Below are 14,227 nucleotides of genomic sequence, written 5' to 3'. Positions count from 1 at the left end.
GGAGGTAATATCCACGTGCTCGGAGAGATCGATTACAACTTAAAGCCGATACAACCGCAGTATTTTCTCTGCAAACCAAACCGGGAAATCATTGGCAAGCTGAAACATATTTATAATGATTCCATCCAGGAGCCGCTAAACCAGGTAGGAGAACTAGAATTCACCATCCCTTTGCAAATCGATATTCATCATAAGCTGATCAAAAATAAATATGCCGAGCTCATCCGCGAGAGATATTTAATTAAAGTGGTTCGCGGCCGAAAAATCGACTGGTTTATCGTGGTCAGTCTTTCCCAAGCTTCGGAGAACGACCAAGAAAGCATGACGGTAAAGTGTTATTCTACCTATCACATGCTGACAGACAAGATGATCAAGAGCTATAGCGTCGAAGCCTACTATTGCCGGCAGGTGCTGACGGATATGCTGGCTAATACCGTATGGGATATCGACTATATCGATGCCGATTTCGACCTGGCCTACCGCGCTTTCGAGTTCCAGTCGAGTACGGTTCTGGACGCTATTTATTCGATTGCCGACAAATATAATGCCATCGTCGAGTTTAATACGGACGCAAAAACAGTAAGCTTCAAAAAGCCGGAATTGTTCGGCCTCAATCGGGGCCTGACGTTCAGCTTCGGCAAGTATCTCAAAAGCATGAATAAACAAACCACGGCTGACCAAATGGTGACCAGGCTTACGGCCAAAGGCAAAGACGATTTAACGATCCATCACGTCAATCCTACGGGTCAGGGATACATTGAGAACTTTAGCTACTTTGTATACCCATTTAGAAGAAATGACCAGCAAACGGTCCTCTCTTCTTCATTCCATATGAGCGACTCCCTCTGTCACGCCCTGCTCGACTACGAAGAGCTTGTGAAATCGAAGACAGGCTTGATTGAAGGCTACATTAAGCAGCGGCAAGTATATGAAGATGAGCTGACTCAATTAGACATTGACCATAATAGGCTCAAGAACAACGAGAAAGTCATAACAGGCACAATGCTAAGCCAGCAGTTTGATGGAAAAATGTTTTTCGAAAAATATGTGCATAGCGGAAGTTCCTCGCACACTTTTGAAGTAAACAGCACTTATGCCTATGCCATTTTGATCAAAGCCGACAACACATCAGGTTTATCTGTCTACCTAAATGGGCAGCTTCGGAGCCTGCCATCTGGACAATGGGCTATGCTTGGCAAAGTGAAGGACATCGCCTCAATTCAAGTTGCGCTCCAAGGGGGCAACACGGGGGTATTCATTCAAGTAGCCAATATTAGCCTCGATGAATGGAACGGCTCAGGCAACGAGCAGGACATCGTGGAGAGATACAGCCTGGATCACAAGGAAAATCAGCTGCGGCTAAAGGAAATTGAAATCAATAATAAGTTGGCTCAAATCACCGATATCCAAAATCAGATCGATGCCCTTCAGGTTGTTTTAGCAGCCGACAACAACTTCACCCCTGCTCAGCTTCAGGAGTTGAACGAGTTCGTCATAGAGCGGGAGTTCAGTGACGATGTGTACGTCGACGAGCATGACCTTTATGAGGCGGCTCAGGGAAAACTACGAGAGCTGCAGCAGCCTCAGCTTTCGATCGATATCGATATCGTGAACTTTCTTGAAATCGTAGGCGAACAGCGTAATTGGCACAAGCTGGTGCTCGGCGATTTTGTAAATATTAAGTATGAACCTACGGATACGTATGTCACGGCTCGGATTGTAAGTATCAGCTACGACTATGAAGGACAAGAAATCAGCCTTACCCTATCCAACATTAAAGACGTCAGCGATGACAGCAAGGATATGGAGAAATTCATCCAGAACTCGACCAATACGAATATCATCGTCGACGCCAGCAAGCATAAATGGGGCAAAGCTATCGTCGATGTGTCCGAAATGTCGCAGTTGTTCGAGAATTTTTGGAACAAGGTCACCAATGATATCAATATGGCCTCCAATGAACACGTTGTGATCGACCGTAAAGGCATTACGATCATCGACCCTAATGATCCTCTGAGATTTCTGCGCGCAACCCATGGCGTATTGGGCTTGACGCGTTCTGGTGGTTTGAAGTATGAAACGGCCATCTCCCCCGACGGCGTGATTGCGGAAATGGTGCTTGGTAAAATCATCCTCGGGCAACGGGTCGTCATCGGCGATACGACAGGAGTTTTTACGATTGAAGGCTCTCGTCTCATGATCGATGACCGCTGCGGCAGGGAAGTTCTCAAACTTGGCTTACTCTCCGAATCCCCGGATAAGTTCGGCATTTTCGTGAATCGTTATGCCTCTCCAACGGACTGCAACAACACAACAATTCTGAACCGGGTGAATATTACTGCAGATGAGGGCCTTGTACTGGAACGAAATCGTAATGGTTCTTTCCAAAAAACACTCTATACCTCCACGGACGGGGATTTATATATGATTGGCAATCTGCGGGTTGGTGAAGATGAGCGAGTGTTCATCGCCGACCGCAATGGGATAAGCGTAGGCGCAAGCATATGGGAGTACGCCCCTTTTCGTGTAGACATGCGCGGCAATTGCTGGCTGGACTCTTTATTCGCTAATAACGCTGAAATAAAAAACTCACTATTCAAAGATGGTCATATTGAAGGCTCCTCCCTCGTATTGCGTGATGCGCTTGGCGGGGTTATCAAGATGTATCCTGATCATGGACTTTGGTTTGGAGCGGAACAGTTTAACGATGCCATTGCTAGCATAGCCATGGACGGCACGGCAAAATTCAAGAAATTAATCGTTACTGATAGACACAACAAACTTTTGATCGATAGCGAACAAAAGAAGATTTTCATGAACAACTGGGATATTGTAGGCGCTGGCGCCATTGACACGGATCTGCTATCGGCCAACATCGTAACTGCGATGGACGGATTCGTCACCGATCTGACGGCATCCCGAATGACTACCTTGACCGGTGAGATCCGAGAAAGAGCAATGGATTATATTCGGATTGACGGCCATACGCAAAAGTTCATAAGAGGTAACATTAAACCTGGTTCCGCCGTGCACAAGTCGCTCCCGGACGGCAGACTGCTCTATTGGATTGATGCCTCGCAAAGCGGACAAATGACAACAGAAGTAACGAATTGGCCGGTCATGACTTATGACATGGAGGAGAAGGATAAAATGGTCATCGGACTTAACGACACCAGGCCTAATGCTACTCCATTCATTCGTATGGGCATCGGGGATGGAAATGATACTTCTGGCGGAAAATCGCTGATCGACAAATATGACGGCGGATTAAAAACTTCCTATCATTCCAGCGGTTCGGCGATCGAAAGAAGCATTGATCTGGCCGACAACGGCATTACGATTCAATCGGATGGCCAAGGCCATATTACGATTAAGGCTCATAGTATTAAAATAGAAGCTGCTGGCACTATCAGTTTTTCTGGAACTGAGTATGTATTCACAGGATGATAGTTTCATCTTCAAATAGTCATCTTATTGATGGCTTTTTTCTTACTCTAATTGTTTTGTGAGGTGATTTAAAATGCCCGGAGTGGCTGTAAACGGATCGACATATGAAACGACTGTTGAGGGGTATGTGACCTATGAGATTTGGAGCTATATTAAAGTGGGAGAAACATGTACATCCAGAGATGACGATGGTTATTGTACAAACTGGGATGACGATTATGATTGGAGGCAAACTGGAAGGGATAGTAGGGCTGCCAAAATAACGGGCTATATAGTTGCATCTTCCAAGATGAAGATTGGCGGAGCTAGTGTCGCTGTCGTAGGAGATACGACAATTGAGACTTGGGTGGCTGCCCCCCCTGTACCGTCCAATAGTAGTGGTACAGAAATTCGAAACATACAACCTGGGACTTCTGGCAGTGGCCAAGGCAAAATCATTTCAGGCAGCACCAGAGGAAAACTGAATGGCAAGTCCATCGCCCTAATCGGCTCAACCGTTGAAACCTGCTTAGGGACGATAACCACCATCAAAACAGGCAGCGATAAAATGAAATTCAGCAGTTAAGAATAAAATATTTCAAAACCAAATATTTCAGACTAGGAAAGGAGGTGTTCAAAATCACAATTCGGGATTCGTTATATTTTTCATACGCTGGCAGAGTGTCCGCAGAGTTCGACATATTAAATGTCAACCTAAGCGGCGGCGGGATGTCAGAAGAACCTTTGGCGGCAAGTCGTGAAATCCATGAGGTTTCCATCAAAGGAAGAGATCAGCCCTATTTACAAGGAACCGTGAAAGATCCATTAAGGTTTAACGTTTCATTCGCCTTCAAGAATCATTGGGATTCTCAGAAGCTACGTGAAGTAACCAGATGGCTAACCGAGCACGACTACTACCAAGAGCTTTATTTTACCAACGACATTGGAAGAGATCCTGAGCGCATTTATTATGCACTTGTAATTGACGATCCTACCTTGGTTCACAATGGTCTGTCACAGGGCTACTTAAATCTTACTTTCCGATGCGATAGTCCCTATGCATATGCTCCAACACGAACATCGCAGTTGTACAAATGGGATAAAAGCAATCATATGAATACCATAACGAATTTCTCTCAAGGAGAGAAACTATCATTGATTTCCGATACCGACGGCAGACTGATTCTCAATCCTCAACGAACAAAATGGAGTGACTTTTCATACGCCATGAAGTGGACTGAGCTGGATCAGCTGCTAACATGAGAAAGGAGTTAAGATGGCAACTACCACTACTAAATTAGGCTTAGTGAAGCCCGATTGGGCAAATGATGAGATTGGCTCAAGCATAGATGCAATAGCTCAAAATTTTCAAACACTCGATGATATCTCTGCTGATTATGCCGACTCCCCTCCCCTATCCGGTGACTGGCCTGCAAAACATATATTGTATGCTAATCAGTTGTCGATTGGTGGACACATCGGCTGGGTAAATATTCGGACTGGAATAGCAGCTCCTATTTGGGAGAAGTTAAAGTATTATGCCAATGGCTCGCATACCGTTCCGAAAAATGATAACGGCCATTATTACACTTGTATTCAAAGTGGATATTCTGGCTTAATCGAACCCATCTTCCCCGTTTCTGACCAAGGGCAAGTGCAAGATACTAGAGGGGCGAATACCTGGAATGCAAACCACCTTTATCAAGTAAACGACATTGCTCTACCGACAATTGATAACGGCCGCTTCTACGTTTGTATTCAAGCTGGTGAGTCAGGTGATATTGAGCCAGCATGGAGTCTGGTTGATGGTGCAACAACTTATGATAAAAACGCTGTCTGGCATGGCTATAAAATAGCTAAATGGCAAGAATCTGGCGTTGCAGCACTGTACAGACCATTCGGGAAAATAGAGTAGGTGATGATTTATGGCTAGATGGATATCTCTTTTAAATCTACAAGGCATGTACACCTCCCCTTCTATTTTAATTCCGTTGCAAGCAGATGGAGCCTTAAGCAAAGTTTCTTGGGAAAGTCCAACGCCTGATGGCAGTCAAATTGTAGTACAGACTCGACTAAGCTTTGACGGTGTCAACTGGACGGAATGGCGAGCTTGCACCAATGGGGGGCAAATTCCTGAAATTGACGAAGATACGCCGTTACATGGAACATACATTATGTATCGAGTCATTATGAAGTCTAATTCTTATAGCATTAAACCGAAATTTAAAAAAATCACTTTTTTCTTCGAACCTGTGCTTGTTTTTGACAATAAAGGTGATTTAAATTGCAAGCCAGAAATTTGGATTACTAAACTAGGAAATGGTGATTTCAGTATTCAAAATATCACTCACAGCAATGAGGAATTTAAATTCACTGGTCTTCTCGATGGTGAAACTGTTTATGTAGATAATGAAAATCAAGACATTGAAACTACATTAGCAGTTACTTATAGATATAAAGATTTCAATGATAACTATCTAAACTTTCCTCCTGGGAAAAATGTGCTTCGTGTAAACGGCTATGCTGATATCAAATTTAGATACCAATATACATTGCTGTGATTAGAGAGGAGGTGGAATATTGCCAGATTTAGTAACACAGCTACAATACAATGACCCATTAACCATCATTTTCAGAAAAGGTACGGATGATGATCCATACAAGGATCGATCAGATTCCTTGCCTGTAGTTAATGGGATAATTACTCTTTTCGAGATTCCCTCATTACGAGATAGGGTTCAGATTTCTGGCATGGTAGAAATTGATCAGGAAATATATGAACGAAGAAAAGAACTGAAAGAGAATGAATTTCTTGTTCACTACTCCATCGGAATCATTCAATTTCACCCGAAACACGAAGGAACAATCGTCTTATGCAGATATAAAGGGCGTGGATTGATCATGTATCCAGCCTCGCGCATCTATGCCCTGGTTAGAAGAAACCCAGATGTGGTTATCACATTGCAAGATTACATAGAAGAAATAGAAATAAAAATAAAAGAAAACACTTCACTAATTAAGCGCGTTGAGGATTTAATTTCCGAAACAAGGATTGTGATTGATGAGTCCCAGAAGGCTACGGATAACGCCAATCGTGCCGCCCAAGAAGCGGATCTCGCAAGGGACTTGGCTTTAGATGCTTATGAGACAACTAGGTTGGTTTGGAAAGAGCCCGTTGATCGTGAGCAGGATATTTACACTACTTACCCCCACCCTTCTGTTGGCTGGGTTGTTCAGACCACACGAGATGGCAAACGATATCGGTTTGATGGAAACCATTGGGTGTTGATAGATATCTTTGGATCAAACCTTCAGGTGGTTACTGAGCATAAAGACGGACTCATGTCTGTTGCAGAACATTTGAAGTTAAAATCATTTCCTGTTGAGTTAAAAGATCGAATCATCGTCTTTTGCCTAGCTGATTTGGCACAAGGTATTCAAGACCTGCCATTCACCCCTTTTCCTTTTAAGGGTGAAATTGTGGCGGTGGATGGCTTTTGTATTTCAGCAGGAGAAACAAGAACTGAGCTATCTATCGAAAAGTCTCGAAACTTAATAAATTGGACAGAGATCACTTCGCGCCGAATGCGCTTCGAGTCGGACTCTCATATGGACGACAAGGGTATAGTCTTGACTAGTAATGAAGTTGAGCCTGGAGACTTTTTTCGGATAAACGTAACCAATCTAGGCATTGGCATAAATAACGCAACAATTACAATGCGCATAAAAATTTAGAGCTAAAGGAGAAATGTAGAATGTCAGTTCCAGTTATTACTTGGTTAGACGCAACACACGCCAAACCCGTTGATGTACCTTATAACTTTGGTGTTATTGATGCTGGAGATCTTTCACCCGTACACACTTTTAACATTTGGAATAATAGAGGCGGCACAACCGATGTATCTACAATGGAGGATTGCACGATTACCACAAGAGATATGACTGGTGGTGATGGCAGCACTCAGGGAAATGAAGTGGAAGTGGTGAAAAATAACTGGTTTCACGCACAAGTGGACACTCTTGATGAAACAGATATAAATGATGAATCCAGCCGGATTGGTAAAGACTATTCAAAACCTATTGGCACCACTGGAGAAACCACTAAAGATAATACTGGTGCGAGCTATCCAACGCCCATCGTTCCTGGAGCAAAAGAGATTTTAGGCGTTAGAAATAATGGAAGCCCTGTAGATGCAGCAGGCAACTATGTAACTGTCAGTGTGCAAGCTGAAGTTCCACTTGATGCAAGAAGTGGACAGCAACAGTTTAAGCTGCGCATCTCATATCGTTACGTTTAAAAGTAAAAATAATAAATTTAGGTAAAGAGATGGGTTAATCCTGTCTCTTTTTTTATTTCTTTAAATACCACAATACAATGGGGGAATCTTAAATATGATTTTAGGCAATAGTCACTTTGTAAAATCTCCAGTTCAATCCCAAAAATATATTTGGTTGGCGGAGTATTTTGATGGTTCATACTTAACAGAATATGATCTGGAAAATAGAAAAACGAATAGTTTTTATGACATAGACAAAGAAAGACTTATCAGGTTTGGATTAATCGGTTGCGGGAATCAAATCTATTTTGATGTAGCGAATGGAATATTTAACGTTAATCGCGATCGAATCATGATTTCTTATACTGCCAATGGTGTTGACTACCCATTAACAGGAAGAACCTTTTTATACAATGATATTATCCAATTTAAAGAAGCGGTTGCCGACGCAAATATCTTTTCTAAGCAAAATTCCAGCGGTCGCCTGCATAGCAACATCACGGCACATGCTATTGGATATAAAAAAGCAATGGAGTTGGCAGGTGTGGATATCCACTTTCAAACGATATTGCATTTACCACTCGATCAGCCAGCATATTTACAAATTAAAATATCTTCGAGTCAAGATTTGAGCGGGAAATTAATTGTTCGTATGAATGGCTTAGTGGCAAGTGAAATTGAAGCACCGCTAAAAGCGAACATGGCTGGAATTATTAATTGGACACCATAAATATGTTTAGAAAGGATTGTGCATAAATGCTAGAAGATTTTTACGTTGATACCTATAACAGAGTTTGGGGAAATAAAGACATTGGCGGAACTGTGGAAGTCACATCCTCAAACAACACTCTGAATATCGAATCCAGCAGCAATATCTATACAGTGACTATTCCAACAGGTACATATGAAACAGAGTATACACTAAATAAATCTGAACTCATTGAGGTAATAGCGAGTGAATTAGAGTATAACCAGTTCCCTGTTGACGTATATCTTGGTGGTAATCACAAAGATGTAAAATATAATTGTATTGTTTTCCGTTTGTCGGATGGCTTAGAAATTCAGGATATTAATGGTACATTTTTTGATGAATTCTTTAACTCTATTTAAAAGCAGGTGTAAATATGGCTGTGACACATGAGGTTGGATTACCGCTCGATTTAAGCAAGGGTACATTTGTTGATACGGAATATGTAGATGGATTTTTGCAATTAAAAGTTATGAAGATTTCTGATAAAGGTAATGCCATCTATGCAGAATCTGGTCACTGGGAGTCTGAAGCAATAAGCATAAAAGACAAAATTACGGCATTCAAAAGAATTAGTAAAACGTCTGAATTAGTTAATGGTGCAACCTATAAAATATTTACATCTTCCTCCGAAGACAGATCTGTGTGGAGTAGTTGGGAAGAAATCGATTATATAGATGGCACAATTAAGAGTCCTAAAAACAATTTTGCAAAAGTTAGAATTGAAATTAAATCCACCATGTCAGATGAAATTGTTACGATTGATGATTTTACGGTTGTGGGAAAGTATAGCAATGAATTTGTAAATAGTGATAAGGGTGTTTTGGAGTTAAAAAGGAACTATGAATATGAGATGGATACTTTGTCATCCAGTGATTCAATATACACAAAATTAATAACAAGAAATACTTTTAATAAAATAAATAAAGTTAGAGTTTCGGGAGGGTGATCTAATGGCTGTCCCAGCTACAACGGGTAAATTATGCACAACAATTGAAGAGATGAAGATTGGTGATTATGTTGCGGTTAGCAATGATTCTACGCATGGACATAGATTAGGCACTAATGGTTTGTCAGAAATTCCTGTCACAGGGAATTCTGATGGAATGGGCTTTTATTATTTTGTAAAAGTGGATAAGGGTCTATTAGTTTCTGATCGTGTCACTAGACATAGTATATCTTGGGATACTTTGAATTCAGACAGGAGTATTGAGGGTGCTGTAACGATATATGGAACTACTCAAGGCTTAAGAAGGTCTTTAACAGGTGGAGTTGCTTACGCTGATGAATTTGGAAATATGTCATTATCTGATAGAGGATATGGAGCATGGCCTTTAAACAATGAATGGGATAATTACATCGTAAATTTTCCCTCTAAGAAAATTCAAAGCGGGAAATCCTTAGATGATATATTTCACATAAGAAGAAGTAGCGCCTCTCCATATACTTGGTGCCAAGAGACCCCAGTTAATGGATTAACTTCAAATCTAGGTGCAGGAACTGCGAATAACACTTACAGAATAATGAGGGGATTAATAGATACCCACAGTGAAACAGCAACGGTGTCTTTCTCTCCAAGTAGTATAAATGATTCAATTCGAGGATTCCGCCCCGTATTTGAGTATAAGGAGGTGTAATATATGGCTACAGTTGGGAAACCATTAACATCACCAGAAAGTGGCTGGAGGAGAATAGAGATAACAACAGATTCTAACAACTTCACAATCTCTGGTGTAATGGGTGGATGGGAGGAAAGTGGAACTTCTGGTGGGCATATATCTTCATTATCAAGGGGTAACAGTATCAAGTTTAAATTTACGGGAACTAGATTGAGACTTATAACTAAACCATTTAACAATAGATTTAATAACAATACTATCATAATTGATGGAGTCCATTATACTTTTTCAGATTATACTACGACAAGCATTCAACAGTGTTTGACTTTCGAAAAACTGGATTTAGAAAATGGAGAACATACATGTATTATTAAGGCTGGAGACACCCCATCAAGTGCTACTTCGCTTACACTTGATGCTATTGATATTGATGAAAATGGAGCAATTATGGCAGCCCCGTTTTCTGTAGGAGATAAACTTCAACAGCCCGAAATTGGGTGGAAAAGATATGATGATACCGATCCTGCTATAAAATATGAAGGTTCTTGGGATACTTATACTGAAAATCTATTCGCTTATTATGGTGGTTCTCTGAAAGCGAGCAATACTTTGGGCAGTAAATTTAGCTTTACATTTAAAGGTACAAAAATTAGATTGATTGATTCTAAGGTATTAAATCGATCTCAGCAAGTAAAGATTACAATTGATGGAGTTATTGAGAACTACTCAGAGAAAGGAACTGTCGCTACAAATGAAAATAATGTTCAAATACTTGTATTTGAGAAGACTAATTTAAACGATGAAATTCATAATATTACAATCGAAGCAACAGACACAGATTATGTAGGCATAGATGCTATTGACATTGACTCTAATGGTCGCTTATTCCATCCAGATGAAGTTACTTATATTAAAGACCTGGATGTTGGGAAGCGAATACGCTGCCATTACCAAGCAAACTCTGGTCAAGTTGGAGTATTTAGCGGTTTAGGACAAGAAACATCTGACTCCATTCCAGTTGAAAGTACTGCGACTCCAAATGGAGATTTTTACTTCCTTATGGTGGAAGATTGGAACGGACAAAAGAAATTAATAGCAGATCGCAATATTCAGCATAGTGTTTCTTGGGATTCATTGAACAATACAGGTGTAGTTAATGGAAATACTTTACCTAAAATTGTTTTTGGCGAAGATGGCGGTGCAAATAAACAGATAAAGTCATTGGGTTTAACGTTAAAGGATTCTAATGTAACAACTGGTGGTTATGTTGCTACCCGTGTGAATATGGGAGTTACAAAAGGAAAGTGGTATTATGAAGCAGTTGCAACAAGTTATGATACAAGACAATCTGGGGCTAGAACTTTTATTGGGATTATGGATAGGGAATCAGTAATTTCAAATTCCCAAAATGGAGACAATGTAAATCAATTTCTTGCGTCAGTTAATAAATGTCACTTACTAATCAATAATACATTAAATAATATTGTTGGCGTAGCTGTTAATTTAGACGACAATAAGATTAGTTTTTATGTAAATGGAGTTTTGTCTGAGGAAAAAAATATTGAAGCAGGAGTAGAATGGTATCCTTTCTATGCATCTAAGTGGGGAACTGAGGCTACCTATAATTTTGGTGCTTCTCCTTTTAGGTATGCGCCGCCAAAGGAGTTTTCACCTTATGAGGAATCCTTAACTGAAAACCCTCAAATATTGATGCGCTTATTATCTGGCGGTATCTCATCCAGTGATAATGATAACGAATGGGATAAATATATTGCAAATTCGAATCTAAACGATACTATTACAGCAGGAGATAATAATGTATGGAATTGGAACGGCGGAGTCAACATATGGACAACAACAAGTAGTCCAACAAATTCGGCACAAAGAGTAATTCGAGGTAGAAGCTCCTTAACATACTGGGGCGCAGGAACTTCTAGTTCAATAGCAAATGTAGGTTTTCGTCCAGTAATTGTAATTACATTTCCGCTTCAATATAAGTCTTTTATAAAATTAAAAAATGAATATAAAAAATACAATTCAGATTGGCAAACCATCTCGACAACATCGCCCTCCAAAGACACTTTTATAAAAGAAGGAATGCCTGACTTATCTATATTAGATCGCCATCCAACGACATTCACAATTCCAATAGATGATAACACTCCATCAGGACAATCTTTGGGCAATGGAAAGTTGTTTAAAGAAAAGATCAATTTAAAAAAGTTCATAGAAATCAATAGTATTAATGTGAAGTAGTTAATTAAATTTGACTACTTCTTTTTGTGTTTAAAATACCAATTTTAAAAGATGGGATGGTGAAATATGATTTTACATAATCCTTTATATACTAAGAAACTAATGGATAGGCATGGGGTTGCCTGGTATAAAATGGATGGATTGAGTGGAGACGTAATTGATTTAAAAGGCGATACTCTAGGAAAGACTTCAGGAATAGAAAGAAGCTTAGGATGGAATGGAGAGGGAAATAGTCTTAAGTTTAATGGAACAAATAGTTATGTGCTGTTCAATCAAAAGGTTATTCCTACGGGACCAGTATCTATAAGATTTAAAGTTAAGTGTTTGTCTATTCCAACTAAAAATAATTATGAAATATTAGCCAATGCTTACAGTCAGACAAATCATTTTGGAATACGATGCTGGATTACTATGGATGGAGGATTAGTGTTTTTTTCCTGTATAAAAAAAGCAAATGCATGGGGGTTAAATTTAAAAACTCCCTTTCCATTTGGAGATGAGTGGCATGATGTTTTATTTACTTGGGATGGAACCACAAATATTGGCGGTGTAAAATTATACATTGACAATATGGTAGAGCCGAGACTAACATCAGAATCTGTCTATCCTAATGATACTATAGGGAGTTACAACTTAACTCTTGGGAAACTCGTAGATGATACCACGCCGAGATTTTTCAATGGTTATCTAGATGAACTTGAGATATACAATGAAGTCATTGACCCAATTCCCAAAAACGCATTGCTTTCATCAAACAATAAAATATACTCACTAAACAATGGATTAATTAATCTACCATCAACAGCATCGGCAGACGAGCAACGTTTTATTGATTTTGGTATGAATTTACCAATTGAATTTCCAATTTTAAATAAAATGACAAACATTGTAGATACAGCTACTACACTAGGCTCAGGAAAAACATTCGAGCATACAGTTGATTTGAGTGAGCGAAGGGTAGATAAGATTGTATTGGAATACAGAAACTAAAATTAATATAACCATCAAAAATCGAGAGTATTAAATATGTAATTGAAAAACGAAATTGGGAGTTTCGGGAACATGACATAGATTTTTGGAGAAAATAATAAATCAAATTGTATCTGAAAAAAGACTTCACTTTTCAATGGGGGGAATATGAATTGAGGTATAGCGATACTTTAATACCAGATATGACTTCAAACAACGCACCAAGCGGAGTTGCTAGTGCCAGCAGTAACTACTCTTCTTATCCCGCTTGGCAAGCCTTTTCAACAAAAGGGATACAATGGTTGACAAAAGTCGGTCAAAACACTGGTTGGCTACAATATACATTTACTAAAAAACAAAAAATTAATCAATATACTATACTACCATCCGATACAGTGCGTAGATCACCTCAAACGTGGACCTTTGAAGGAAGTAATGATGGAACAACTTGGGCAATTCTTGACGAAAGGATCAATGAAACTACATGGTATGCTGGAGTGACAAATAAATACGAATTTCAAAATGATGAATACTTTTTGATGTATCGAATTAACGTTTCTAAAAACAATGGGGATGGTTATGTTGGCATAGTCTTTATGGGCATGATGGAAATAATTTATGATAATAAATTTCTATTATGGGGCATGAATGAAAAAAAATTATTCTCTATTAAAAACAGTAATGAAATAGTACATTTAGAAAACGTTTCAGAAGATAATTTTTTTAACTATGGCATTGATATAGGAACAGCGATCGATTTGAGCTCTATGATAAATAAATCGAGTTATTCTGTTAATGAAAATGAGTCACTTGATACTGGTAAAATTTTTAAACAGAAGATTGAGCCATTAAAAACACAAATAAAAAGTATATCTATTAAATAGAAAAATAAAATGATTGTTTTAAATGGAAACTGAGAAAGGAGTGAAATT

14 protein-coding genes are annotated in these 14,227 nt (G+C 39.4%); all 14 read left to right on the top strand.

Going from position 1 to position 14,227, the window contains the following annotated elements; genetic code table 11:
- Window positions 1-15 precede the first annotated feature (15 nt).
- A complete protein-coding gene (locus tag ACE3MQ_RS09210; protein ID WP_379392311.1) occupies window positions 16-3,447 on the top strand; it encodes a phage tail spike protein in 3,432 nt (1,143 codons plus the stop codon).
- Window positions 3,448-3,520: 73 nt separating this feature from the next.
- A complete protein-coding gene (locus ACE3MQ_RS09205) occupies window positions 3,521-4,012 on the top strand; it encodes a PAAR domain-containing protein (RefSeq protein ID WP_379392310.1) in 492 nt (163 codons plus the stop codon).
- A gap of 44 nt (window positions 4,013-4,056) precedes the next feature.
- Window positions 4,057-4,689 (top strand): phage tail domain-containing protein, encoded by a 633-nt coding sequence (locus tag ACE3MQ_RS09200; protein WP_379392309.1) that lies wholly within the window; start codon window positions 4,057-4,059, stop codon window positions 4,687-4,689.
- Between the two features lie 13 nt (window positions 4,690-4,702).
- Window positions 4,703-5,341, top strand: a complete 639-nt coding sequence (locus ACE3MQ_RS09195; RefSeq protein ID WP_379392308.1) for a hypothetical protein — start codon at window positions 4,703-4,705, stop codon at window positions 5,339-5,341.
- A 10-nt stretch (window positions 5,342-5,351) separates the two neighbouring features.
- A complete protein-coding gene (locus ACE3MQ_RS09190; protein WP_379392307.1) occupies window positions 5,352-5,987 on the top strand; it encodes a hypothetical protein in 636 nt (211 codons plus the stop codon).
- 19 nt (window positions 5,988-6,006) lie between these two features.
- Window positions 6,007-7,161 carry a hypothetical protein gene (locus ACE3MQ_RS09185; RefSeq protein ID WP_379392306.1) on the top strand — a complete coding sequence of 385 codons (1,155 nt, stop codon included), beginning with the start codon at window positions 6,007-6,009 and terminating at the stop codon, window positions 7,159-7,161.
- Window positions 7,162-7,181: 20 nt separating this feature from the next.
- Window positions 7,182-7,724: a hypothetical protein gene (locus tag ACE3MQ_RS09180; RefSeq protein WP_379392305.1), complete on the top strand. Its 543-nt coding sequence runs from the start codon at window positions 7,182-7,184 to the stop codon at window positions 7,722-7,724.
- Between the two features lie 94 nt (window positions 7,725-7,818).
- The gene (locus tag ACE3MQ_RS09175; RefSeq protein WP_379392304.1) at window positions 7,819-8,433 is read left to right on the top strand and encodes a hypothetical protein; all 615 of its coding nucleotides are present in this window, start codon (window positions 7,819-7,821) and stop codon (window positions 8,431-8,433) included.
- Window positions 8,434-8,459: 26 nt separating this feature from the next.
- On the top strand, window positions 8,460-8,813 hold the full coding sequence (locus ACE3MQ_RS09170) for a hypothetical protein (protein ID WP_379392303.1): 354 nt from the start codon (window positions 8,460-8,462) through the stop codon (window positions 8,811-8,813).
- A gap of 14 nt (window positions 8,814-8,827) precedes the next feature.
- Window positions 8,828-9,400: a hypothetical protein gene (locus ACE3MQ_RS09165; protein ID WP_379392302.1), complete on the top strand. Its 573-nt coding sequence runs from the start codon at window positions 8,828-8,830 to the stop codon at window positions 9,398-9,400.
- Window positions 9,401-9,404: 4 nt separating this feature from the next.
- Window positions 9,405-10,088, top strand: coding sequence for a hypothetical protein (locus ACE3MQ_RS09160; RefSeq protein WP_379392301.1), 684 nt, complete (start codon window positions 9,405-9,407; stop codon window positions 10,086-10,088).
- Window positions 10,089-10,091: 3 nt separating this feature from the next.
- Complete coding sequence (locus ACE3MQ_RS09155) at window positions 10,092-12,326, top strand: hypothetical protein (protein ID WP_379392300.1); 2,235 nt, start codon at window positions 10,092-10,094, stop codon at window positions 12,324-12,326.
- 66 nt (window positions 12,327-12,392) lie between these two features.
- Window positions 12,393-13,316, top strand: coding sequence for a LamG domain-containing protein (locus ACE3MQ_RS09150; RefSeq protein WP_379392299.1), 924 nt, complete (start codon window positions 12,393-12,395; stop codon window positions 13,314-13,316).
- Window positions 13,317-13,468: 152 nt separating this feature from the next.
- Window positions 13,469-14,179 carry a hypothetical protein gene (locus tag ACE3MQ_RS09145; RefSeq protein ID WP_379392298.1) on the top strand — a complete coding sequence of 237 codons (711 nt, stop codon included), beginning with the start codon at window positions 13,469-13,471 and terminating at the stop codon, window positions 14,177-14,179.
- Window positions 14,180-14,227 lie beyond the last annotated feature (48 nt).

Origin of the sequence: Paenibacillus lentus, from assembly GCF_042714055.1 — a bacterium.
In the GTDB taxonomy this organism is placed as follows: Bacteria; Bacillota; Bacilli; order Paenibacillales; family Paenibacillaceae; genus Fontibacillus; species Fontibacillus lentus_A.
This window is presented reverse-complemented; position numbering and strand designations above follow the sequence as displayed.